At 60.6% G+C, this 21,362-nt stretch carries 19 protein-coding genes, 1 pseudogene and 1 riboswitch; of the genes and pseudogenes, 7 read left to right on the plus strand and 13 right to left on the minus strand.

The window, feature by feature from the left end; genetic code table 11:
- Nucleotides 1-45 precede the first annotated feature (45 nt).
- The 11 genes from QTL56_RS15770 to QTL56_RS15820 form a co-directional block, all read right to left on the minus strand.
- Nucleotides 46-1,083: an ABC transporter substrate-binding protein gene (locus QTL56_RS15770; protein WP_229573776.1), complete on the minus strand. Its 1,038-nt coding sequence runs from the start codon at nt 1,081-1,083 to the stop codon at nt 46-48.
- Between the two features lie 45 nt (nt 1,084-1,128).
- On the minus strand, nt 1,129-2,499 hold the full coding sequence (hutF, locus tag QTL56_RS15775) for a formimidoylglutamate deiminase (RefSeq protein ID WP_245134016.1): 1,371 nt from the start codon (nt 2,497-2,499) through the stop codon (nt 1,129-1,131).
- 112 nt (nt 2,500-2,611) lie between these two features.
- Nucleotides 2,612-4,237 (minus strand): FGGY family pentulose kinase, encoded by a 1,626-nt coding sequence (locus QTL56_RS15780; protein ID WP_245134018.1) that lies wholly within the window; start codon nt 4,235-4,237, stop codon nt 2,612-2,614.
- Complete coding sequence (locus QTL56_RS15785) at nt 4,230-4,937, minus strand: HAD family hydrolase (protein WP_245134020.1); 708 nt, start codon at nt 4,935-4,937, stop codon at nt 4,230-4,232. The genes QTL56_RS15780 and QTL56_RS15785 overlap by 8 nt, the downstream gene beginning before the upstream one ends.
- A 6-nt stretch (nt 4,938-4,943) precedes the next feature.
- Nucleotides 4,944-6,428 (minus strand): mannitol dehydrogenase family protein, encoded by a 1,485-nt coding sequence (locus tag QTL56_RS15790; protein WP_245134021.1) that lies wholly within the window; start codon nt 6,426-6,428, stop codon nt 4,944-4,946.
- A gap of 34 nt (nt 6,429-6,462) precedes the next feature.
- The gene (locus QTL56_RS15795; protein ID WP_280640708.1) at nt 6,463-7,239 is read right to left on the minus strand and encodes an L-iditol 2-dehydrogenase; all 777 of its coding nucleotides are present in this window, start codon (nt 7,237-7,239) and stop codon (nt 6,463-6,465) included.
- Nucleotides 7,236-8,234 (minus strand): ABC transporter ATP-binding protein, encoded by a 999-nt coding sequence (locus QTL56_RS15800; RefSeq protein WP_229573767.1) that lies wholly within the window; start codon nt 8,232-8,234, stop codon nt 7,236-7,238. The genes QTL56_RS15795 and QTL56_RS15800 overlap by 4 nt, the downstream gene beginning before the upstream one ends.
- Nucleotides 8,235-8,245: 11 nt before the next feature.
- The gene (locus QTL56_RS15805) at nt 8,246-9,070 is read right to left on the minus strand and encodes a carbohydrate ABC transporter permease (protein ID WP_229573765.1); all 825 of its coding nucleotides are present in this window, start codon (nt 9,068-9,070) and stop codon (nt 8,246-8,248) included.
- Between the two features lie 11 nt (nt 9,071-9,081).
- Nucleotides 9,082-9,954: a carbohydrate ABC transporter permease gene (locus tag QTL56_RS15810; protein WP_229573763.1), complete on the minus strand. Its 873-nt coding sequence runs from the start codon at nt 9,952-9,954 to the stop codon at nt 9,082-9,084.
- Between the two features lie 176 nt (nt 9,955-10,130).
- Nucleotides 10,131-11,444 (minus strand): ABC transporter substrate-binding protein, encoded by a 1,314-nt coding sequence (locus QTL56_RS15815; RefSeq protein WP_245134024.1) that lies wholly within the window; start codon nt 11,442-11,444, stop codon nt 10,131-10,133.
- 146 nt (nt 11,445-11,590) lie between these two features.
- Nucleotides 11,591-12,544, minus strand: a complete 954-nt coding sequence (locus QTL56_RS15820; RefSeq protein WP_245134027.1) for a sugar-binding transcriptional regulator — start codon at nt 12,542-12,544, stop codon at nt 11,591-11,593.
- A 139-nt stretch (nt 12,545-12,683) separates the two neighbouring features.
- On the opposite strand from QTL56_RS15820, the gene QTL56_RS15825 reads away from it, so the two are divergent.
- Complete coding sequence (locus QTL56_RS15825) at nt 12,684-13,229, plus strand: DUF4142 domain-containing protein (protein WP_245134028.1); 546 nt, start codon at nt 12,684-12,686, stop codon at nt 13,227-13,229.
- A 242-nt stretch (nt 13,230-13,471) separates the two neighbouring features.
- On the opposite strand, the pseudogene QTL56_RS15830 reads toward QTL56_RS15825, so the two are convergent.
- Together QTL56_RS15830 and QTL56_RS15835 are read right to left on the minus strand one after the other, a co-directional pair.
- Nucleotides 13,472-13,824: pseudogene (locus QTL56_RS15830) on the minus strand (manganese catalase family protein); the annotation flags it as partial.
- A 34-nt stretch (nt 13,825-13,858) separates the two neighbouring features.
- Nucleotides 13,859-14,062 carry a hypothetical protein gene (locus QTL56_RS15835; RefSeq protein WP_245135450.1) on the minus strand — a complete coding sequence of 68 codons (204 nt, stop codon included), beginning with the start codon at nt 14,060-14,062 and terminating at the stop codon, nt 13,859-13,861.
- Between the two features lie 126 nt (nt 14,063-14,188).
- On the opposite strand from QTL56_RS15835, the gene QTL56_RS15840 reads away from it, so the two are divergent.
- From QTL56_RS15840 to glpD, 6 genes are all read left to right on the plus strand, one after another.
- Nucleotides 14,189-15,508 carry an NAD(P)/FAD-dependent oxidoreductase gene (locus QTL56_RS15840; RefSeq protein WP_245134031.1) on the plus strand — a complete coding sequence of 440 codons (1,320 nt, stop codon included), beginning with the start codon at nt 14,189-14,191 and terminating at the stop codon, nt 15,506-15,508.
- Nucleotides 15,509-15,610: 102 nt separating this feature from the next.
- Nucleotides 15,611-15,842: riboswitch (cobalamin riboswitch) on the plus strand.
- A 202-nt stretch (nt 15,843-16,044) separates the two neighbouring features.
- Entirely contained in the window at nt 16,045-16,839 is a 795-nt protein-coding gene (locus QTL56_RS15845; protein WP_229573751.1) for an ABC transporter ATP-binding protein, read from the plus strand.
- Nucleotides 16,840-16,864: 25 nt separating this feature from the next.
- Nucleotides 16,865-17,821, plus strand: coding sequence for an ABC transporter substrate-binding protein (locus QTL56_RS15850; protein WP_245134033.1), 957 nt, complete (start codon nt 16,865-16,867; stop codon nt 17,819-17,821).
- Nucleotides 17,822-17,875: 54 nt separating this feature from the next.
- Complete coding sequence (locus QTL56_RS15855) at nt 17,876-18,886, plus strand: FecCD family ABC transporter permease (protein ID WP_245134035.1); 1,011 nt, start codon at nt 17,876-17,878, stop codon at nt 18,884-18,886.
- Nucleotides 18,887-18,959: 73 nt separating this feature from the next.
- Entirely contained in the window at nt 18,960-19,739 is a 780-nt protein-coding gene (locus QTL56_RS15860) for a DeoR/GlpR family DNA-binding transcription regulator (protein WP_245134037.1), read from the plus strand.
- Between the two features lie 101 nt (nt 19,740-19,840).
- Nucleotides 19,841-21,352, plus strand: coding sequence for a glycerol-3-phosphate dehydrogenase (glpD, locus tag QTL56_RS15865; RefSeq protein ID WP_245134039.1), 1,512 nt, complete (start codon nt 19,841-19,843; stop codon nt 21,350-21,352).
- Nucleotides 21,353-21,362 lie beyond the last annotated feature (10 nt).

Consider the following 21,362-nt stretch of genomic DNA (forward strand, 5'->3'; position numbering starts at 1 on the left):
TCGATGAGAGAGTCGGCCGCACAACAAGTGCGCGGCCGACGGAAATTACTGCAGCGATGCTTCAATTTTTGCTTTGGCTTCGGCCGAAACCCATGCTCCCCAAACGTCGCCCCTGGTCTTCAGGAATTCCTGAGCGGCTGCGCCGGCGTCAGCCTTCTGATCAACCATATAGGCGAGGCTTGCATTGACATCCTCGAGGGGGAAGGTCGCCTTCTCAAGGATCTCGATGATCTCTGGTGCCTCCTTGGCGAAGGTGCTGTTGACCCCGTAGGCCACGTCCACTGCCGGGAAGGCGCAGCCGCCTTCGCGCTTGCCGGTGGCGCTTGTGAGTTCCTTCCAGCAGGCCTCGTCATAGGCAGGCTCTTCGAGCTTAATCAGCTTGAACTTGCCCATCACAGCCGTCGGGCTCCAGTAGTAAAACAGTGCAGGTTCACCCTGAAGGTACGCGGAACTGATCGCCGCGTCGAGCGCTGTCCCGGTGCCCGGCCGGAAGTTCACATAGGAATCGGTCAGCTTGTAGGCTTCCAGCTTGGCCGTGTTAACGCCTTCACAGGTCCAGCCCGACGGGCAGTTGAGGAAGCGGCCCTTGGATGGCTCTTCCGGATCCTTGAACAGTTCGGCGAATTTTGGATCGGACAGCTGCGAGACGCTCTTCAGGTCCGGCGCCCTCGCCTCAATCCCCTTTTCTGCGTCACCCTTGACCAGATATTCGGGCACGAACCACCCCTCAGAGGCGCCGACGAAGGGTTTCCCGACCGACGCGACCTGCCCTGCGGCCACCGCATTGTTCCAGATGTCGGACCGGCCGATCCATTCTTCGGCAAAGATCTGGACATCATTGTTGGCGGTCGCCTGCTCCAGCGTCACCGAATTGCCCGGGATAGAATCGACCTTGCAGTCGTACCCCTTGGCAAGGATTGTTTTCATAACTTCGGTGATCAGCGCGCCGCTTTCCCAATCAATTCCGGCAAACGTCACAGTCTTTCCATCGGCGCAATACGAAGCCGCATTGGCGCTGAAGGCGGATCCGCCGAGTATGATGGCGCTCGCAAGCAACGCGTATTTCAGATTATTATTCAGCATGGAATTCCCCTTCTCTGTGTGCTGATTGATGTCGTTTTTAAAAGCTCAAGCCAGCTTCAGGAGAACCTCCCGAAAAGCCCGGTTGATTTCATCCTCGTTTCGATGGCGCCCATCCTGGACGACCCATTGACCACCGGCCATGACATCCCGAACCGCTTCGGATCCCAAAGCAAACAGCCAGCGGTCGAGAACCTGGTCGCCAGTGCTCGTCCCAACAAACGGATTGCTGCCGTCTAAGACGACGAGATCCGCGCGAGCGCCGATGTGGATGCCGCTGGTCTGTTGACCGGCAGCCTGCGCGCCCCCTTTGAGCACCGCATCAAAGACAGTACGACCACTGGAAGTTCCCGGACCGGCTGCCAGACGGTTACGGCGTCGATCGCGCAGTCTCTGGCTGTATTCGAGGAGGCGTAACTCTTCCGCAACGGAGGTCGCCACATGACTATCGGTTCCGATACCATATGCGCCGGCTTGTGCAGCAAAGTCCGTCGCCGGAAAAATCCCGTCACCAAGATTGGCCTCAGTGGCCGGGCAAAGGCCGGCGACAGCGCCAGAGCGAGCCAGGCGCATCGTTTCGTCCGGTGTCATGTGGGTCGCGTGAATAGCACACCAACGACCGTCCACGGGCATTTCATCCAGTAGGTACTCGACGGGTCGACGGCCACTCCAAGCCAAGCAGTCCTCCACTTCCCGCTCCTGTTCGGCGACATGAATGTGGATGGGACCGCCTGTATGTTCGGATGACAGGATAACCCGCATTTCATCCGGCGTCGCCGCCCGGATGGAATGAATGGCCAGGCCAAGGCGCGCGCCGACTGCCTTGCATTCCGGCGCCAGACGTTCGAGCAAGGAGAGAAAACCGTCCACACTGTGAATGAACGGCTTCTGGCCATCATTGGGCGCGATGCCGCCAAAGCCGGCATGCGCGTAGAAGACGGGCAGATGCGTCAGCCCGATCCCGGCCGTCTCGGCTGCGCGCAGAATACGGGCCGACATCTCGAAGCCATCGGATCGACCTGATCCCGTGACCGCATGATGAAAATAGTGAAACTCGACGACATGGCCGAAGCCACCTTTCAGAAGTTCACTATACAACTTCGTGGCCACAACCTCGACATCGTCTGGCGACATGCGTTCGACCAGCCGGTACATGGTCTCGCGCCAGGTCCAGAAGCTGTCATCGGTCGATCCCGACTTTTCAGCGAGCCCCGCCATGGCGCGTTGAAAGGCGTGAGAATGCAGGTTCTGCAGGGCGGGAACGACAGGGCCGGCTGCAAGCATCGAGTCCGCATCGCGGGTGCGTCCCGGCTGGATGGAGACAATCATTCCACCGTCGTCGATCCCGATCATGACGTCGGACGTCCAGCCCTCAGGCAGAAGAACACGTTCACAAAACAGCGTCTGAGGCGTTTTCATCTCGAAACCTCGTCAAGTTGTATAGGCAACATGGCAGGTTTCAGTTCTGAGCGCAAGCGGTGCGCCGCCCAGGGTACTTCAAAATCTCGTTCGGCCTTGCGACCGGCCGAGATCAGATGGCCCGATGAATGGCAGCGGGACTTGGAGCCGGCGCAGATGCGAGCTCCGCCAGCTCGTCCCGGTGCCGCATCATGGCCTTCAGAAGCGCATGATCGCGGACGAGAGCAGCCTGGCGCAGGGGTGATGGCGGGAAATGCGCCATGGCAAACTGCATTGCTTTTCCCGCCTCTTCGACGGATGGGAAGGCGCCAGCTGCCACTGCGGCGTGAAGCGCGCAACCTAAAAGCACCGCATCGCAATCCTTTGGCACATGCACGTCACAGCCAGTGGCGTCGGCATAGAGTTGAGACAAAAGCGGATGATCGGCCAGTCCGCCCGCGAGCAACAACCGCTTCGGCGCACCGGCGCGAAGCGGCTGGTGCTCGATAATGTGCCGGATGCTACAGGCAAGCGCGACGCAACTGCGCCAATAGAGCTTGTGCAAAGACACCGGGCTCAGATCGAGATCCAGTCCGGCGATGGTTCCGGTCAAAAGGGGATCGGAGAGCGGCGAGCGGGTTCCGTGCAGGTCGGGCAAGACTGTGATGGGAAGGCCGAAGTCGGATCCTTCCTCCGCGAGATGCCCGGAGATGGCGTCGAGGATCGCACGGTGACGCGCCTTCATCGGCGTGCCACCGGCGGGATGCAGCTTGACGATGTGGTCGAGAAAGGCACCTGAGGCGGATTGCCCGGCCTCTGTCAGCCAGAGTCCCGGTACGGCGGCATCGCGAAATCCGCCCCAGCACCCGGGACCCGCGATCGGTTCTTCGCTGAGGCGCACGATGCAACTCGAAGTCCCCGCGATCAGCACGGCCTCGGCCGATAGCGGCACCTCAGGCCGAGCACCCGCAGCAAAGAGGCCAACCGTGCCCGCATAGGCGTCGATGAGACCCGGCGCCACCAGGCAATGCTCGTCGAGGCCGAGCTCCGCAGCGCTTGCGGATGTAAGCGTGCCAATCAGCCGATCCGGATGCTCCGATCGCAATGGCAGCCCGGCCCGTTCCATGACATCCGCGAGGCCGACTTTCCGGTAGTAGTCGAGAGGCGGCTCGCCCGGCGCTTCAGGCGTATATCCCCATTTCGACGCAAGCGCCGAATGGCTGCGTTTGTCCGATGCTGTCGCACGCCACGTCAGGTAGTCGCAAAGATCGAAGATCTGCCCGCAGGTGGCCCAGATGTCAGGTCGATGCGTCTTCAACCACAGCAGCTTCGGGATTTGCATTTCGACAGACAGGCGCCCGCCGAAGCGGTCCAGCACGGGGTCGGCGATGGCATTGCAGGCCTCCGTTTCGGCAATCGCCCGATGATCCATCCACAAAATGGTGTCGAGGCCGGGGCTGCCGGAAGCCGAGATGGAAATCGGTTTGCCGTCCCCATCCCGCACGACCAGCGAACAGGTTGCGTCGAAGCCGATGGCGAGCACGGACTCTCCGGAAACGCCGCTTTCCGTAAGCGCAGCGCGAACGGCCGTACACACAGCGGCCCAGATCTCTTCGCTGTCCTGCTCCAGATGTTTCGGGAGGGATTGGTACACGCCGATTGGCACGACGTGACGGGCCAGCTGGCGACCGCTCAGATTGAACACCCCGGCTCGTGCACTGCCCGTGCCAACATCCACGGCCAAGATGTGCTCACGCATCAGTCAGATCTTCCGGTCTCCTCGCCCCGAAGACAAAGTGGAGCAAATTCTCCATGGCGTCAAATTGGGCATCCGGTTGGAGTTGCATCAACGCCTGTCGATAGCTGGCATGGTGAGTATGGGACCCGCCGGTAAAAGCACAGACTTTCATGCCGGCGGCCTGGGCAGCCCTGACACCGGCGGGGCTGTCCTCGATGACGAGGCATGACTCAGGCGCGGTACCCATTTCGGCCGCCGCATGCAGGAAGAGATCAGGCGCCGGCTTGCCATTCTTGACCATGGTGGCACTGAAGATATGTGGAGTCAGACGCGCCAGTAGCCCTGTGACGGAGAGCGAAAGATCGATGCGTTCCCGCTGGCTGGAGGAGGCCACGCAGCATTCGACATTCGCGCCCTTGAGGGCGTCGATCAGCGTCGCGACGCCGGGCAGGGGTTTCAATTCGGCACGAAAGCGTGCGTAGAGAACTTCGCGCATACCGGCGAGAAAGGGTGGATCGATCTCGACGCCGAATTCGGATCTGACGGCTTCCGCCAGCGAACCGAGACTGCGCCCGAGAAAGCGATCGGCGGCCCCCTCGATCGTCAGCCGAACACCGTTCTTCGCCAGGGCCTCGACCAGCACTTCGAGCGCGATCCCCTCGCTATCGACGAGGACGCCGTCACAGTCGAAGATCACAAGGCGAATCGGCTGCGGCTCCATGGTCACTCAGCTGGCAAGGGTTCCGTCGATGTAGCGTTGAAGCGTAGTGGCGGTGCCATAGCTTCGCAAACTGTCGATGGCCGTGGCGAACTGCGTCTGGAAGCGGGGATCGGCTCCGACCGACCCGAAGATGTCGCTGATCCCGATAAAGGCCGTAGGATCGTTGCGAGATGCCAGAGCGGCTGCATGAAGGCGATCGGCGCTGGGATCGTTGAAGGTAATTTCTATTCCGCTGTCTGTCTTCCCCTCAAAGTATCGGCACCAGAGCGCGGAAACGAGAGCAAGGCCCTGTACGTCAAGACCCTGGGCGAGGCGATCGGCTGTCGACGGCAGGATGAATTTCGGCTGCCGGTTCGAGCCGTCCTGAGCAAGGCGTGGAATCGTGTCGCCGATCTTCGGATTCGAGAATCGTGTTTCGATCAGCCCGAAATAATCCTGAAGGCTGATGTTCGGGACAGGCGGGACGACCGGGATGATTTCCTCGTTTTCCAGCTTGGCGAGGAAAGCGCGGATCAGTGGGTTCTCCATCGATTCATGCACGAAATGGATATCCATGAGGGCTGCCGGATAGGCAATGGCTGCGTGGCCACCGTTCAGGATTCGCAGTTTCATCAGCTCATAGGGCGCAACGTCCGGCACGAAGGTGACGCCAACGTCTTCCAGCGCCGGGCGTCCGAGCGGAAACTTGTCTTCCAGCACCCATTGCTTGAAGCCTTCACAGAAGACCGGCCAACCGTCCTCGATGTCGTAGGCCTCGCGGGTGATGTCGATCTCCCGCTGTCCGGTCGCGGGCGTAATGCGATCGACCATGGAGTTCGGGAACGCGACATTGTGGTGGATCCAGTCGGCGAATTCGGGGTCTGAAAGGTGGGCGAGCCCGCAGACCGTCGCTTCCGTCACCTCGCCATTGCCGGGAATATTGTCACAGCACATCACGGTGAAAGGCGGAATGCCTGCGGCGCGGCGCGCCTTGAGGCCCGCAATCACCAGACCAAACACCGTCTTGGGGTTGGCGGGATCCTGCGCATCAGCGACGATCGCGGGATGAGTGAGGTCGAACTTCCCCGTCGCCGGGTCGATGAAGTAGCCCCCCTCCGTGATCGTCATCGAGACGATACGGGTCTCGGGCGAGGAGAGCGTTGCAATGATCCGCTCGAAATCCGGTGCCGTAATCACATCGAGCATCGGCCCGGTGATTGTCGCCGCAGACCGGTCCCTGTCCTGTTCGACGACAGTGGTGAGAAAGTCCTGCGCTTTCAATGTATCCCGCATCCGCTGGTCCGACACCATGACGCCGGCGCCGATGATGCCCCAGTCGAGATCGCGGCCCTTGTTAAAAAGCTCATGCAGATAGATCGCCATATGGGCGCGGTGGAAGTTGCCGACGCCGAAATGCAGGATTCCGGGACGGATATCCTTCCGGCGATAGGCGGGCAGGGACGCCCGGTCGCCAATGTCTGCGAGAGTTGCAAGCGAGAGTTTGACTGTCATGGGTGCATTCCTTGGCTTGGCGCCGCAAGAGCCGTCAGCTCATCCAGTTTCCGCCATCGACATTGTAAGTCTGGGCAACGATGTAGTTGGCTTCGGCCGAGGCGAGGAAAATGGCCATCCCGGTCAGGTCTTCTGCCCGGCCCATCCGGCCGAAGGGCACCTCTGCTCCCACGAGCGTTTTCTTCTCGCCGAGAGGGCGGTTTTCATATTTGGCAAAGAGCGCATCCACACCATCCCAATGCTCTCCGTCCACGACACCTGGCGCGATCGCATTGACATTGATGCCGTGTTTGATCAGGTCGAGGCCTGCTGACTGCGTCAGCGAAATCACGGCTGCTTTGGTGGCGCAATAGACGGCGACCAGGGCTTCCCCGCGTCGCCCGGCCTGGCTTGCCATGTTGATGATCTTGCCGCCCTGTCCCCGCCCGATCATCGATCGTGCAGCCGCCTGCATCATGAAGAGCGTGCCGGCGACATTGATCGAGAAAAGGCGCTCATAGCTCGCCCGCGTGATCTCCACGATTGGCGCGAGATCGAAGAGCGCGGCATTGTTGACCAGAATGTCGAGACCGCCCTGACGATCTTCCACGGTCCGGATCGCAGCCTCGATCGAGGTCTGGTCGGTGACGTCAAGCTTGACCGCATAGGCCTGGGGGCCGATCTCGGCTGCCGTGTTTTCGGCCCGCGCGAGATCGATGTCGGCTATGGCGACGGTCGCGCCTTCCCGAACATAGGCTTCGGCAAAGGCCCGCCCGATACCGCGTGCGGAACCGGTTATCAGTGCGGATTTGCCCGAAAGCCTCATGCTCATAGGGCCAGTCCCCGCTCGTCAAAGCGATGGATGCGGTTCTCGTCGGGCGTCGCATAGACGATGTCACCGTGACGGACCGGCATTTCGCCGCTGCAGCGCGCGGTGATCGTGCCGAACTCTTCCGTGGCGATATGCAGGAAGGTGTCGGAGCCCAGATGCTCGGCGACGGTGACCTTGCCTTTCCACGCGCCTTCGGTGGTCGACAACGTCATGTGCTCGGGCCGGACGCCCATTGTGTGAGCACCCTGTTCCTGAGCCTTGGGGCCGCTGATCAGGTTCATTTTGGGAGAGCCGATGAAGCCGGCGACGAACAGGTTGCGCGGGCTGCGGTAGAGGTCGAGCGGCGAACCCACCTGCTCGATGCGGCCCTTGTTGAGCACCACGATTTTGTCGGCCATCGTCATTGCCTCCACCTGATCATGGGTGACGTAGATCGATGTTGCATTCAGTTTCTGATGCAGCTCCGAGATCTCGAGCCGCATATTGACGCGCAGCGCCGCGTCGAGGTTCGACAGAGGTTCGTCGAACAGGAAGCATTCCGGCGAGCGAACGATGGCACGACCGATCGCCACACGCTGGCGCTGGCCGCCTGAAAGGTTGCGCGGCTTGCGTTCGAGATAGTCCGTCAGGTTGAGGATCTTGGCGGCTTCCTCGACTTTCCGGTCGATCTCGGCCTTGTTCATCTTCGCCATCTTCAGCGGAAAGCCGATGTTCGAGCGCACGCTCATATGCGGATAGAGAGCATAAGACTGGAACACCATGGCGAGGCCGCGCTGCGAGGGCGCCAGATCTGTCGCGTCCTTGCCGTCGATCAGGATCCTGCCACCCGATGTGTCTTCGAGACCGGCGATCAGTCGCAGCAATGTTGACTTGCCGCAACCAGACGGGCCGACGAAGACGGCAAACTCACCATCGTTGATCTCGAGATCAATCGAGGGGATGACCGAAACTTCTCCAAAGGTCTTCGAGACGTTCTGAAGTGTGATGCTACCCATCTTCTTGTTCCTTACTTCACAGCGCCAAAGGTGAGGCCGCGGACGAGTTGTTTCTGGCTGAACCAGCCGAGGATGACGATGGGAGCGATGGCAAGCGTCGAGGCTGCCGAAAGCTTTGCCCAGAAGAGACCCTGCGGGCTGGAGAAAGATGCGATGAATGCCGTGAGCGGCGCCGCGTTCGTGGTGGTGAGGCGGATCGTCCAGAAGGCTTCATTCCAGGCCAGGATGACGTTGAGCAGCATGGTCGAAGCGATGCCGGGCACCGCCATCGGGGTCAGCACATAGACAATCTCGCTGACGAGCGAGGCTCCATCCATGCGTGCGGCTTCGAGGATCTCGCCCGGGATTTCGCGGAAATAGGTGTAGAGCATCCACACGACGATCGGCAGGTTGATCAGCATCAGCATGATGGTCAGGCCGATGCGCGTATCGAGCAGTCCGAAGTCTCGAAACATCAGGTAGATCGGGACGAGTACGGCGACTGCAGGCATCATCTTGGTCGAGAGCATCCACATCAGGATGTCCTTGGTCCGCTTGGTCGGCGAAAACGCCATGGCCCAGGCGGCAGGGATCGCGACGATGAGCGCAAGAATGGTGGAGCCCACGGAAATCACGACGGAATTCATGAACGGCTTGAAGTAGTCACGCTGAGTCTGAACCGTCACATAGTTTTCGAGCGTGAAGGATGGAATGAGGTTGAAGCCCTGGATCGCTTCCGTCTCCGTCTTCAGCGACGTGATGATCGTGTAGAGGATCGGGAAGAAGATCAGCATGGCCAGGGTCCAGGCCAGCGCGGTGAAAGCGATCTTCTTGCGGGTGGTGATAGCTCTTGCCATGGTCGTTCTCCTCAGCGGTCAAGGTTCTTGCCGACCGCGCGCATCAGGAAGAATGCGACGATGTTGGCGAGGATGATGGCGATGATGCCGCCGGCGGATGCGCCGCCAACGTCGTATCCAAGAAGGGCCGTGCGATAGATCAGGAAGACGAGGTTCGTCGATGCATAGCCTGGGCCGCCATTGGTTGTGACCAGGATTTCCGCATAGACGCCGAGCAGGAAGATCGTCTGGATCAGGACGACGACCGTGATCGCGCGGGCGAGATGCGGCAGCGTGAGGTATATGAACTGGTTGATGAAACCAGCGCCATCCATTTCTGCCGCTTCCTTCTGCTCGCCGTCCAGCGACTGGAGGGCGGTCAGGAGGATCAGCGTGGCGAAGGGAAGCCACTGCCAGGCAACGATGATGATGATGGAAAAGAGGGGATATTGAGCGAACCAGTCGACAGGCTGGAAACCGAACCAACGGTTCATATCGGCAAGCACCCCATAGCCCGGATGCATGATCATGTTCTTCCACACAAGGGCTGCCACCGGCGGCATGACAAAGAACGGGGAGATGATCATGATCCGCACGATACCCTGGCCAAAGATCGGCTGGTCCAGAAGCAGCGCAATCGCGATGCCGCCCCCCACGGTGATCGTCAGGACGCCCCCGACGAGCAGGAGCGTATTCCAGATCGACTGCAAGAATGCGGGGTCGGTGTAGAAGAAGCGATAGTTGAACAGACCGGCAAAACTGACATTGGCCGGATTGAGCAGATTGTAGTTCTGGAACGAGAACCAGAGTGTCATCGACAGCGGCACGATCATCCAGATGAGGAGAAGGCCGACGGAAGGCGCCATCATCAGACGGGCGAGCGTCCGGGTATTTTGCGTAGCCATGGGTTTAGCTCTCTTCCTAGAGGCCGGCATACCCTTCTCGGGTGCTCAGGCTCGTCGTTCCAGGTGGCGAATATATCCGGGACACGGTCCCTCCGGGGCGGAACCGCCGGTCCGCTTTTCAGCTCCTCGAAGAATGCCGCCCGGACCTCGGTCCGGACGGCAACTTCGGGAGGATATTACTTGATGTAACCGGCGCGGGTCATTTCGCGAACCGAGACCTGCTGGGCCTGGGCCAGCGCATCGTCAACCGACATCTGACCTGCAAGTGCCGCAGAGAACAGCTGGCCGACCGTCGTACCAAGGCCCTGGAATTCCGGGATGGCGACGAACTGCACACCGACATAAGGCACCGGCTTGACGGCAGGATTCTTCGGGTCGGCAGCATTGATCGAGTCGATCGTCATCTTGGCGAACGGAGCGGCCTTCTGGTATTCGGCGTTCTCATAGAGAGACGTACGGGTACCCGGAGGAACGTTGGCCCAGCCTTCCTTGGAGGCGACCAGTTCGGCATAGGCCTTGCCGGTTGCCCAGGAGATGAACTTCTCGGCCGAAGCGGACTTCTGCGAGCCGGCCGGGATGGCGAGGTTCCAGGCCCAGAGCCAGTTGCCACGCTTGCCAAGACCTGTGTCCGGTGCCAGGGCGAAGCCGACCTTGTCGGCAACTGTCGAGTCCGTCGGGTTGGTGACGAAGGAGGCAGCGACCGTGGCATCGATCCACATGCCGCACTTGCCCTGCTGGAACAGTGCCAGGTTTTCGTTGAAGCCGTTGGACGATGCGCCCTGCGGGCCGGCGTCATTCATCAGCTTGACGTAGAAGTCGAGCGTGTTCTTCCATTCAGGCTGGTCGAACTGGGGAGCCCAGTTTTCATCGAACCAGCGTGCACCGAAGGCATTGGCAGTGGCGGTGAGGAAGGCGACGTTCTCGCCCCAACCGGCCTTGCCGCGCAGGCAGATGCCGTTGATGTCATTGGCGCGGTCGGTCATCTTCCGGGCAGCGTCAGCCACGAACTCCCAGGTCGGGGCGTCGGGCATCGTCAGGCCGGCCTTTTCCATCAGGTCCTTGCGGTACATGATGAACGAGGACTCGCCGTAGAACGGTGCGGCATACAACTTGCCGTCGTCACCGGTGAGACCCGAACGGATCGCCGGCAGAAGATCGTTAACGTCATAGTCTGCGCCGAGATTGTCGAGGGGCAGGAGCCAGCCCTGCTTGGCCCAGATCGGAACTTCATAGGTGCCGATCGTCATGATGTCATACTGGCCGCCCTTTGTGGCAACGTCGGTCGTGACGCGCTCGCGCAGAACGTTCTCTTCCAGCGTGACCCATTCGACATCGATGTCGGGATTGGCAGAGGTAAATTCGGAGGTGAGGCCCTGCATGCGGATCATGTCACCGTTGTTCACGGTAGCGATCGTCAGGGTTTCGGCCGAAGCCATGCCGGCAAGCGCCAGCGCCGAGCATGCGCCCAGCAGGATCGTCTTCAATGTCATGTCTTCCTCCCAGAAGAAAAATGAGCATTCGCTTCGCTCATGGGCAATTACTCACTCACTGGGCGAAAAATGTCAACCGGATTCCATGCTGCAGCGCCGCATGAACTGGTTAACGCTTGGATCTCAAATTGAAATTTTAGATCAGCCTAGGACGCCAAAAGATGGCGCGCCGCCTCTTCATCGGTGATCAACCCGTTGATATGGCCGCCGCGAACCGCTGCCAGGATCGCCGGATGCTTGCGTCGGCCCCTTGCAAGAGCCACAACGGTCGATGTCTTCCGTGACGGAATCTCGAGGCTCGCGACCCGTTCGTTGACGGAATGCGTCAGCAATGTCCCGTCTTCCCCGAATATCCAGCCGCAGATCTCCCCGACCGCTCCGGCCTGAAGAAGATCCTCCATTTCCTCGGACTTGAGAAAGCCATCGAGGAGGAGTGGTGCGTTCATGTTCATCTCGCCGATGCCAACGAAAGTGACATCCGAGCGCTGGGCCAGCGCGATGGTCGGTGCAACCAGAGGCTGGCTATGCAGCAGTTCCCGCTCGGCAGGAGAGGACACGATGACAGGCAGCGGCATTGGGAAATGCGGCGCCTTGACCGCGTCGGCCATCGAAAAGATGACGTTGAAGTAGGCGGCTGACCCGTCCGGGCTGATGTTGCCCGTCAGCGAGACAATCTTGTGCTGCGGACATTCCATTGGCGACAGCTGGTCGACCATGGCGCGCAGCGTGCGGCCCGTCCCCATGGCGATCACCAGCGGATCGGGTTGCTTGAGCCAGCGCTCCAGTTGCGCAGCGCCAGCCTCGGCAACGCCGACGGTCGCGGATTCCGAAGCCGGATCCGACGGAACGATCTCGACTTCCTTGAGGTCGAACTTCTTCTGCAGCGCCTCCGCAAGCTCCAGGCACGCCGCGATCGGATGGTCGAGCCGAACCTTGATCAGCTTTTCCGCAACGGAAAGCGAGACGAGACGCTGGGCGCTCTGCCGTGAAATTCCCATGGATGCAGCGATCTCGTCCTGGGTTCGCCCGGCGACATAATAGAGCCAGCCCGCGCGTGCCGCATCATCGAGCCTCGTTTGCCCCTCGCCGCGTTTCGCCATGAAGTCATTCCTCCGTCTGGCGACAGTGCTGCCAAGTTTGCCCGCGGCTGTCAAATCCGGTCCGCCCATCCGGCACTCTGGAACGCTTCGCGGGCTGACGTGTTGGACCCCTTTGAACCTCAATTTAAGGAGATCGAACATGGTCCGCCTCATCACGCTCGCTGCTGCGACCGCACTGACATTCGTGGCAACGGCAAATGCCCAGCAGACGGCGCCGATCCAGCAGTTGCCGACGCCGCAGCCCTCAGCCGAGACGGAGGCGCTTGGTCCCGCCGGCTTCGTCCAGCAGGCCGCCGCTTCCAACGAATTCGAAATCCGCTCGGCCGAACTCGCCTTGCGGCGGAGCCAGGACCCGCAGGTGACGGAGTTCGCGCAAACCATGCTGGATGATCATCGCCGGGCGCAAGAACAGTTGCAGTCGGCGGCCGAGGCCGATTCGGTGGCGATCGTCCTGGAGTTGTCGATGGAGCAGAAGCAGACCCTGATGGCACTGGAACAGGCCGAGGAGAGCCAGTTCAACAGTGCTTACATGTCGGCCCAGATGAAGGCACATGATGAGGCGATCAGGTTGCTCGGCGCCTATGCCGATCACGGTCCGGCCGGCAGTCTGAAGACTTATGCGGTCGCGCACTATCCTTTGGTCCGAACCCACAAGGTGCGGGCTCAGTCACTGACCAATGATTGAGCGGAGCGCAGCGAGGGGCAGGACATGGTCGTTTGCTACCCTTGCCACATCTGGTTGACGGCGGCACCTTTGGTTTCAGGACAAAAAGAACCCCGCCGAAGCGGGGTTCAGGTGGGCGCCCTCAGGGGCGGCCGGGGGAGGTGGGAGGAGGGGAACAATCCCATATGAACTTAGGAACTGCCACTTCGGCCCATTGTTCCCGTGATGGAACAAAGAATCGTTTCGAGGACCCTTCTACGGCGTCAGACTTGTTCGGCCTGAGCGCCACTGTTCGGCTTTGCCGGTCCCAGATCCGGCTTCTGACCCAGCGGCTGCATGGGCTGCGACACGAATTGCCCCTTGCCATCCATCGACCATAGGACAGAATGTCCTTCATCCCGGGATCATTGGTCATGTTGTAAAGCCGCGTCGCAAGCACGCGTCCGGTCGACTCGGCGGCAACATTCGCCGTCATGTCGGCGGCGATGTTGCCGCTGGCATAGATGTGGGACATGTCGAACGGCACGCCGTCGGAATTGACAGGCATGGCGGAGAGACCAGCGGAAAGCAGGTTCTTCAGATTGATCCCGCCCAGCACGGCTCCACCGACGGGATCTGTTCCGCGAATTTTTGCGATTCGAAAAGCAGGATTACTGCTGGTCCTTGGTTTTGAGCGAGTCGCCGAGGTCCCGCTTTTCCGGGTCCTGAAGATTCTCGCCGACCGCATCCCGGTCGACATCTGGATCGTCCTTTGCCGGCATATAGCCGCTTGGCCTGTTATCCTTTGGTCCTTCCCATCGCGGAGATTGGTCTGTGGTTCCCGGCTTTCCATCTTTTGGCGAGTACGTGCTCATGGCTAGTCTCCTTGTGGCTGTTTGTGGATGTTGAACTTTGACCAACTGCCAGGCCTGCCAACCGTTCCGCAGGAACATTTGCAGGTGCCTTCTGTTTGCCTTGGGAACGGTGACGGAGAGCTGATGATGAAAAGCGAGACGGAGAGCGCGACGAAGAGGCCGCATGTGGTCATCGTCGGCGCAGGCTTCGGTGGTCTGGCCTGTGCCCAGGCGCTGGGCAATACGGAAATCGACGTCACGGTGATCGATCGTCGCAACCACAACCTCTTCCAGCCGCTGCTCTACCAGGTCGCGACAGCGGCCTTGTCGCCGGCAGATATCTCAGAACCCATTCGCCGCACGCTGGGCCGGTATGAGAACATCCATGTCGTGATGGCCGAGGTCGTGTCGGTCGATGCACCCGCACGGACGGTCATTCTGAAAGACGGTGGCTCGATCCTCTTTGATCGCCTCGTGCTCGCGACAGGCTCCACCTACAACTATTTCGGACATCAGGACTGGCAGCAGCATGCGCCGGGTCTGAAATCCGTTCACGAAGCCCGAGACATCCGCCACAGGCTCCTTCTCGCTTTTGAGAAGGCGGAGCGAAGCACGGACGAGGCCGAAAAGCGCAATCTTTTGACCAGCGTGGTCATCGGCGGTGGACCGACAGGCGTCGAAATGGCGGGCGCAATCTCTGAACTGGGTCGTTTCATGATAGCCCAGGATTTCCGCAGGCTGCATCCCGATCAATTGACGGTGCTGCTCATCGAGGCGGGACCGAGGATTCTGTCAACCTTCCCGGAAACTCTCTCGCGATATGCATCCGATTACCTTGCAGGAATCGGCGTCGATATACGCCTCAATACGCCTGTCGAAGATATCACGGCAGAGGGGGTTCAGGCTGGCGGCACGTTCCTGCCTGCAAGCTGCATTGTCTGGGGAGCCGGCGTGAAGGCGTCTCCCGCGGCCGAATGGCTGGGCATTGAGCCGGGAGCTGGCGGCCGGCTGCCGGTGGCGCCGGATCTGTCGGTCACGGGCACGGCCGGCATATACGCATTGGGCGATACGGCTCTTGCCGTAGGAAAGGACCGCAATCCGCTGCCGGCCCTTGCGCAGGTAGCCAAGCAACAGGGAATATTTCTCGGTCGCGCGCTGAAAGCCAACCTCCTCTTTGGCAAACCCATTCCCACGTTTCACTTCCGCAATCGGGGCAACACCGCGGTCATCGGGCGGAATGCCGCCATTTTTGACTTCGGATCCTGGCAGATCAAGGGTCGGCTTGCCTGGCTGCTATGGGCCCTCGTCCACGTGTATTTGCTTGTCAATTTCGAGAAGCGGCTGCTCGTCAGCATCCAGTGGATCTGGCGTTATTCGACACGCCAGAGAGGCGCGCGCGTGATTGACGAAACGGCGGTCGCCGCCACGGTGCCCGCAACGGAAGCCAAGGATAGAGCGGCGAGTTGATTGCGCGCCTGATTTTTGGGTGGACAAGGTCGGTGGCGCTTGCTAGTCGTAATGATATTACATAACGAAAAGATCAAGGCTTGACCGCCGGGGTCTGCAGATCCTATGCAAGCAGATGACGGTTCCCTCAACGGATGACTCCGAGGGGATTAATAGGGAACACGGTGCGGAAGACCCAATAGGGACCAAGACCGTGGCTGCCCCCGCAACTGTAAGCGGATTGCTGTCCATTCTTGCGGCGTTCACACGCCGAGCCACTGCGGGTCACCGTGGGAAGGCAATTGGAAAGCGTTTGTCCGCGAGCCAGGAGACCTGCCGTCAAGTGATGAAACCGAAGCGGACGGGGTGTTCCGATGGATACGAACTGGCTTTTGCACAGCGCCCGTTGGCGCGCCGAACTCATGCCATTTTGCCTCCGGACAAATCCTGCGGAGGACTGGCATGCATTCTCTTCCCGATCTTAGGCCGGCACGGCAGACTTTTCACCGTGCCTGTGACCCGACGGCAAGTCACCGCTCTCTGGCGGAGGCTCAGCCATGAGCTGCAGCACCAAGGGATGCTCCGTCCGGGTCGCTGATCTCGGCTGGGGGCCAAAGCCATCGCATTTCCTCGTCCGAGGCGTGTCATTTGCTCTCGATGCGGGTGATCGCATGGCCATTGTCGGGCCGAATGGCGCGGGCAAGACCACGCTGCTTCGCTGCCTCTATCGTGGCGTCTCGCCGCTCGAAGGCCGGGTCGAGGTCGACGGCCAGGACATCTGGTCGATGACCGCGCGCCAGCTCGCGCGCCGCGTTGCCGTGGTTCTTCAGGAAATGCCGGGGGACTTCCCCTTTACCGTCAGAGATGTGGTGATGATGGGCCGGGTTCCGTGGCGCGAGGGCTTCGCAGGCTGGAGCGACCAGGATCGGGCGGAAGCCGAGCATGCGCTTGACCATCTCGACCTCCTGCGTCTGGCAGGTCGGCAGTTCTCGACCCTGTCCGGAGGCGAGAAGCAGCGTGTCCTCGTGGCGCGTGCGCTGGCCCAGAAGCCCGAGATCCTCATTCTCGACGAACCGACCAACCATCTCGACATTCGCCACCAGCTTGAAATTCTCGACCTGCTCGGCGCCTTGAACCTCACCATCATCACCACCCTGCACGACATCAATCTGGCTGCCGAATTCGCAAGCCATGTGGCCTTGATGCAAGGCGGGCGGATGAGTGCCTTCGGCGCGCCGGAAGCCGTGCTGACCGAGCAGGCCCTGTCCGGGACATTTGGTGTATTCGCCGCCCGCCAGCCGGGCGATAGCCACCGTCCCCACCGCTTTTCCTTTTCCCTTGAATTGAATTGAACTGATTTCGAAAGGACCTGTCCATATGGCGACCCGCCTCCTCCTGTCCGCCACATTTTTCGCCTCGGTTTTCACCGCCACGTCGGCTTTCGCCTATCCGGTGACGGTCAAGAGCTGCGATCGGGAAGTCACCTTCGATGCCGCACCTGCCCGCGCGATTTCCAACGACGTCAACCTGACCGAGATGATGCTCGCCCTGAAACTGCAGGACCGCATGGTCGGCTACACTGGCATTTCCGGTTGGAAGACACTGGACGAGGGACTGCGCGAAGGGGTGAAGGAGCTGCCGGAGCTTTCGCCAAAATACCCGACGATGGAAGTGATGCTGAACGCCGACGCCGATTTCTACTTCGCCGGCTGGAATTACGGCATGAAGGTGGGCGGCGAAGTGACCCCGGAAACGCTGGAGCCCTTCGGCGTCAAGGTCTATGAACTCACCGAATCCTGCATCCACATCATGGCAAAGAACAAGCCGACCATGGATGACATGTTCGTGGACCTGCTCAACCTCGGCAAGATCTTCGGCGTAGAGGCGCGTGCGGAAGAATTGGTAGCGGGCTATCGCAAGCGCCTCGATGAGATCACCACGCGGGTCGGCGCCGTCGAGAAACCCGTACGGGTCTTCGTCTATGATTCCGGCACGGAGAAGCCCTTCACCCCCGGCCGCTTCGGAATTCCGACTGCCATGATCGAGGCCGCCGGTGGCGTCAATATCATGGACGATGTCGAAAAGAGCTGGACCGAAGTGTCCTGGGAGCCGGTCATCGAACGCAACCCGGAGGTCATCGTCATCGTCAACTACGGCGATGTGACCGCAGAACAAAAGATCGCCTTCATGAAGGAAACCCCGGCTTTCAAGAATCTCGATGCGGTCAAGCATGATCGTTTTGTCGTGCTGGAATATGTCGAGGCGACGCCCGGCCCGCGCAATGTGCAGGCGATCGATCGTCTCGCCGACGCCTTCCATCCGCGTAACATGTGATGCCTGCGAAGGGGTCGCCCTGCGTCCCCCTCGGGCAACACGTTTCAAGGCAGCATGATGCAAGGTCGATTGTTCATCTGGGCGGGGTTAGCGCTCTTCCTTCTCGCACTGTGCCTGACAGCAGGCGTATCACTGGGGTCAGCCTCCATACCGGCCGAGTCAGTCTGGTCGATCCTAGTCAACAAGCTGATGCCCGGGACCTTCGAGCCGACCTGGTCGGCCGGGCGCGAAAGCATCGTCTGGGATGTGCGCTTTCCGCGTGTGATTCTTGCCGGTCTCGTCGGCGCCGGTCTCGCCACGGTGGGTGCCGTGCTGCAGGCCGTCACCCGCAATCCGCTCGCCGATCCGCATCTGCTCGGCGTTTCCTCCGGCGGTGCCCTGGGAGCCATCATCGCGCTTCTGCATACCGGATTGATCTTCGGCCTTGTCACAGTGCCGCTGTTTGCCTTTGCCGGTTCTCTCCTGGCGACGCTGGCCGTGGTCGCCGTGACCCGTTTCACCGGTGCCGGTGCCGACCGCCTTGTCCTCTCGGGGGTGGCGATCGCCTTTGTCGCGACGTCTTTGGGAAATCTCGCAATCTTCCTCGGGGATCCGAGAGCGGCGCATACGGTAGTGTTCTGGATGCTGGGCGGTCTGGGCCTCGCCCAGTGGCCACATCTGCTCTACCCGGCGATGGTGCTTGTCGGCTGTCTGACCTTCCTTGTCGTGCGTGCGCGGGAGATCAACGCAATGGCCATGGGGGATGAAACGGCAGCCACGCTCGGCGTTCCCGTTGCCCGGTTCCGAGCGGAGCTCTTCGTGGTCACAGCCCTGTTGACCGGCGTCATGGTCGCCTTCTCTGGCGCCATTGGTTTCGTCGGTCTCCTCGTTCCGCACTTTGTTCGCCTGACGGCCGGTAGCGACAACATCCGCGTCATTCCCCTCTCAGCGCTTGCCGGCGCCGTCATCCTCATCTTCGCAGACATTGTCTCGCGCACCATCATGGCGCCGGAGGATCTGCCGATTGGTGTCATCACCGGCCTTGCCGGCGGCCTCGCCTTCATTCTGCTTCTGCGCCGTCGATAGTTTCGGACCGTGGCTATTGCTCCTGTTTCGTATTTGCCTAGACTGAAGAAAAACGAAAACGGGAGGGGGCGACATGATGTTTTCGGCGAGGCAGGCAGAGATCATGGCTCTGGCCAAGGAACACGGCCGTGTCCTGGTGGATGAGCTTGCGGCGCGATTTGCCGTCACTCCCCAGACAATCCGCAAGGATTTGAATGACCTGTGCGATGCGCGGGCCCTGAACCGTATCCATGGCGGTGCCGTTTTCCCCAGCGGAAACGAGAACGTCAAATACGAAGCGCGCCGGTCAATGGCTGCAACCGAGAAACAGGCGATAGGCCGGGCCGCCGCTGATCTGATCCCTGACAATTCTTCGCTCTTCATCAACATCGGAACCACCACTGAAGCTGTCGGAGACGCGTTGGTCGACCACAGGGAATTGATGGTCATCACAAACAACATAAATGTTGCCAATCATTTGCGTGTCTTCCCTTCGATCGAGGTCGTCATCGCAGGCGGCGTGGTCCGCGGATCGGACGGCGGCATCGTCGGCGAGGCGGCCGTGGATTTCATCCGTCAGTTCAAAGTGGATTTCGCCGTCATCGGGGTTTCCGCCATCGATGAGGATGGTGCGCTGCTCGATTTCGATTTTCGTGAAGTGAAAGTGGCCCAGGCGATTATCGCAAACGCGCGCCACGTCATCCTCGTGTCCGACGCCTCGAAGTTCGAACGCACGGCACCCGTTCGCATTGGCCATATCTCGCAAGTCCAGACGTTTATCACCGATCACTGTCCGTCTGACAGCATCAGGGCCATCTGCGCCGAGCAGGATGTCCGCCTCGTCGAAACAGCACCTCTGAATGGTCAAGCTTAGCCGGAGGCAAGTTTCGTTTGACATTCGTTTAAATTTCGCAAATTATATTCAGACTTTCGCAATGGCAGCAAATGCTGCAGGTGCGAACATGCGGAGGGGTGATGTCAGGGCAGCCAATCTACGATCTGTTTGTGATCGGCGGTGGGATCAATGGATGCGGGATCGCGCGTGATGCGGCCGGCCGTGGATATTCTGTCGCCTTGGCTGAAATGAACGATTTCGCCTCGGGCACTTCGTCTGGCGCCACCAAGCTCATTCATGGCGGACTGCGGTATCTCGAACACTACGAGTTCCGCCTGGTGCGCGAAGCCCTGATGGAGCGTGAGGTCCTCTGGGCCATGGCGCCGCATGTCATCTGGCCGCTGCGCTTCGTCCTGCCCTTCCAGAAGGGGGGCATCCGCCCCGCCTGGCTGATCCGCCTCGGCCTTTTCCTCTACGACAACCTCGGCGGCCGCAAGCTCCTGCCGGCGACGAAGACGCTCGACCTGCGCCACGATCCCGCTGGCAAGCCATTGAAGCCGGTCTTTTCCAAGGCGTTCGAATATTCCGATGGCTGGGTCGATGACGCCCGCATGGTCGTCCTCAATGCCCGCGACGCGCAGATCCGTGGCGCAAACATTCTGAGCCGCGCGCGCGTCATGTCAGCCCATCGGGAGGACGGCCACTGGGTCGTGACGACAAAGTCGCAGCGCGACGGCGCTGTCGAAACGCACCGCGCGCGTATGCTGGTCAATGCCGCAGGCCCCTGGGTGGATCAGGTTTTGGCAGGCGCCTTCGGTCGCAACAACGTGCACAATGTCCGCCTTGTCCAGGGCAGTCACATCGTCGTGCGCAAGAAGTTTACCGACCCGCGCGCCTATTTTTTCCAAAATCCGGACAATCGCATCATCTTCGCCATTCCATACGAGGGCGATTTTACCCTGATTGGCACGACCGACCGCGACTACACCGAGGATCCGAAGGATGTTCGCATCAGCTCCGAGGAGGTAAACTACCTCTGCGGTGCTGCAAGCGAGTACTTCAAGGAGCCGGTGCGGCCCGAGGACATCGTGTGGAGCTATTCTGCCGTCCGTCCGCTCTATGACGATGGTGCGTCAAAGGCGCAGGAAGCGACGCGTGATTATGTGCTGAAGATCGAAGGCGCCGAGGGCGACGCGCTCTTGCTGAATGTCTTTGGCGGAAAGCTCACCACCTATCGGCGTCTGGCCGAACACGCGCTGCAGAAGATCGGCGAAGCGATCGGGGAAAAGGGCGCGCCCTGGACCGCCGGAAGTCGTCTGCCGGGGGGTGATTTCCCTGCCACGTCTTTTGAAGCGACGGTCGCCGACCTGCTGCAGACCTATTCCTTCCTGGAGCGCGGCCATGCCGAGCGGCTGATCCGCTGTTATGGCACGGATTCGAAGTCGATCCTGGGGAGTGCGACGTCGATCGCCGATCTCGGCCGCCACTTCGGAGGCTCGCTCTACGAGGCGGAAGTGCGCTGGCTGGTCGAAAAGGAATGGGCGGTCACAGCCGAAGACGTGCTGTGGCGCAGAACGAAACAGGGACTGTTCCTGACGCCGGAGGAGGCGAAGGGGCTGGATGCCTATCTGGGGATGCTGGCGGCGGCCTGATCGCCCAATC

The sequence above is a fragment of the Peteryoungia algae genome (assembly GCF_030369675.1).
Lineage (GTDB): Bacteria > Pseudomonadota > Alphaproteobacteria > Rhizobiales > Rhizobiaceae > Allorhizobium > Allorhizobium algae.

Bases quoted from the DNA above. Each gene is read 5' to 3' on its own strand.
- QTL56_RS15845 (WP_229573751.1), top strand. From the start codon at position 16,045: ATGAGCTGCAGCACCAAGGGATGCTCCGTCCGGGTCGCTGATCTCGGC.
- QTL56_RS15855 (WP_245134035.1), top strand. From the start codon at position 17,876: ATGATGCAAGGTCGATTGTTCATCTGGGCGGGGTTAGCGCTCTTCCTT.
- QTL56_RS15810 (WP_229573763.1), bottom strand. From the start codon at position 9,954: ATGGCTACGCAAAATACCCGGACGCTCGCCCGTCTGATGATGGCGCCT.
- QTL56_RS15820 (WP_245134027.1), bottom strand. From the start codon at position 12,544: ATGGCGAAACGCGGCGAGGGGCAAACGAGGCTCGATGATGCGGCACGC.
- QTL56_RS15800 (WP_229573767.1), bottom strand. From the start codon at position 8,234: ATGGGTAGCATCACACTTCAGAACGTCTCGAAGACCTTTGGAGAAGTT.
- QTL56_RS15850 (WP_245134033.1), top strand. From the start codon at position 16,865: ATGGCGACCCGCCTCCTCCTGTCCGCCACATTTTTCGCCTCGGTTTTC.
- glpD (WP_245134039.1), top strand. From the start codon at position 19,841: ATGTCAGGGCAGCCAATCTACGATCTGTTTGTGATCGGCGGTGGGATC.
- QTL56_RS15770 (WP_229573776.1), bottom strand. From the start codon at position 1,083: ATGCTGAATAATAATCTGAAATACGCGTTGCTTGCGAGCGCCATCATA.
- QTL56_RS15780 (WP_245134018.1), bottom strand. From the start codon at position 4,237: ATGCGTGAGCACATCTTGGCCGTGGATGTTGGCACGGGCAGTGCACGA.
- QTL56_RS15840 (WP_245134031.1), top strand. From the start codon at position 14,189: ATGAAAAGCGAGACGGAGAGCGCGACGAAGAGGCCGCATGTGGTCATC.
- QTL56_RS15790 (WP_245134021.1), bottom strand. From the start codon at position 6,428: ATGACAGTCAAACTCTCGCTTGCAACTCTCGCAGACATTGGCGACCGG.
- QTL56_RS15785 (WP_245134020.1), bottom strand. From the start codon at position 4,937: ATGGAGCCGCAGCCGATTCGCCTTGTGATCTTCGACTGTGACGGCGTC.
- QTL56_RS15795 (WP_280640708.1), bottom strand. From the start codon at position 7,239: ATGAGCATGAGGCTTTCGGGCAAATCCGCACTGATAACCGGTTCCGCA.
- QTL56_RS15860 (WP_245134037.1), top strand. From the start codon at position 18,960: ATGATGTTTTCGGCGAGGCAGGCAGAGATCATGGCTCTGGCCAAGGAA.
- QTL56_RS15815 (WP_245134024.1), bottom strand. From the start codon at position 11,444: ATGACATTGAAGACGATCCTGCTGGGCGCATGCTCGGCGCTGGCGCTT.
- QTL56_RS15835 (WP_245135450.1), bottom strand. From the start codon at position 14,062: ATGAGCACGTACTCGCCAAAAGATGGAAAGCCGGGAACCACAGACCAA.
- hutF (WP_245134016.1), bottom strand. From the start codon at position 2,499: ATGAAAACGCCTCAGACGCTGTTTTGTGAACGTGTTCTTCTGCCTGAG.
- QTL56_RS15805 (WP_229573765.1), bottom strand. From the start codon at position 9,070: ATGGCAAGAGCTATCACCACCCGCAAGAAGATCGCTTTCACCGCGCTG.
- QTL56_RS15825 (WP_245134028.1), top strand. From the start codon at position 12,684: ATGGTCCGCCTCATCACGCTCGCTGCTGCGACCGCACTGACATTCGTG.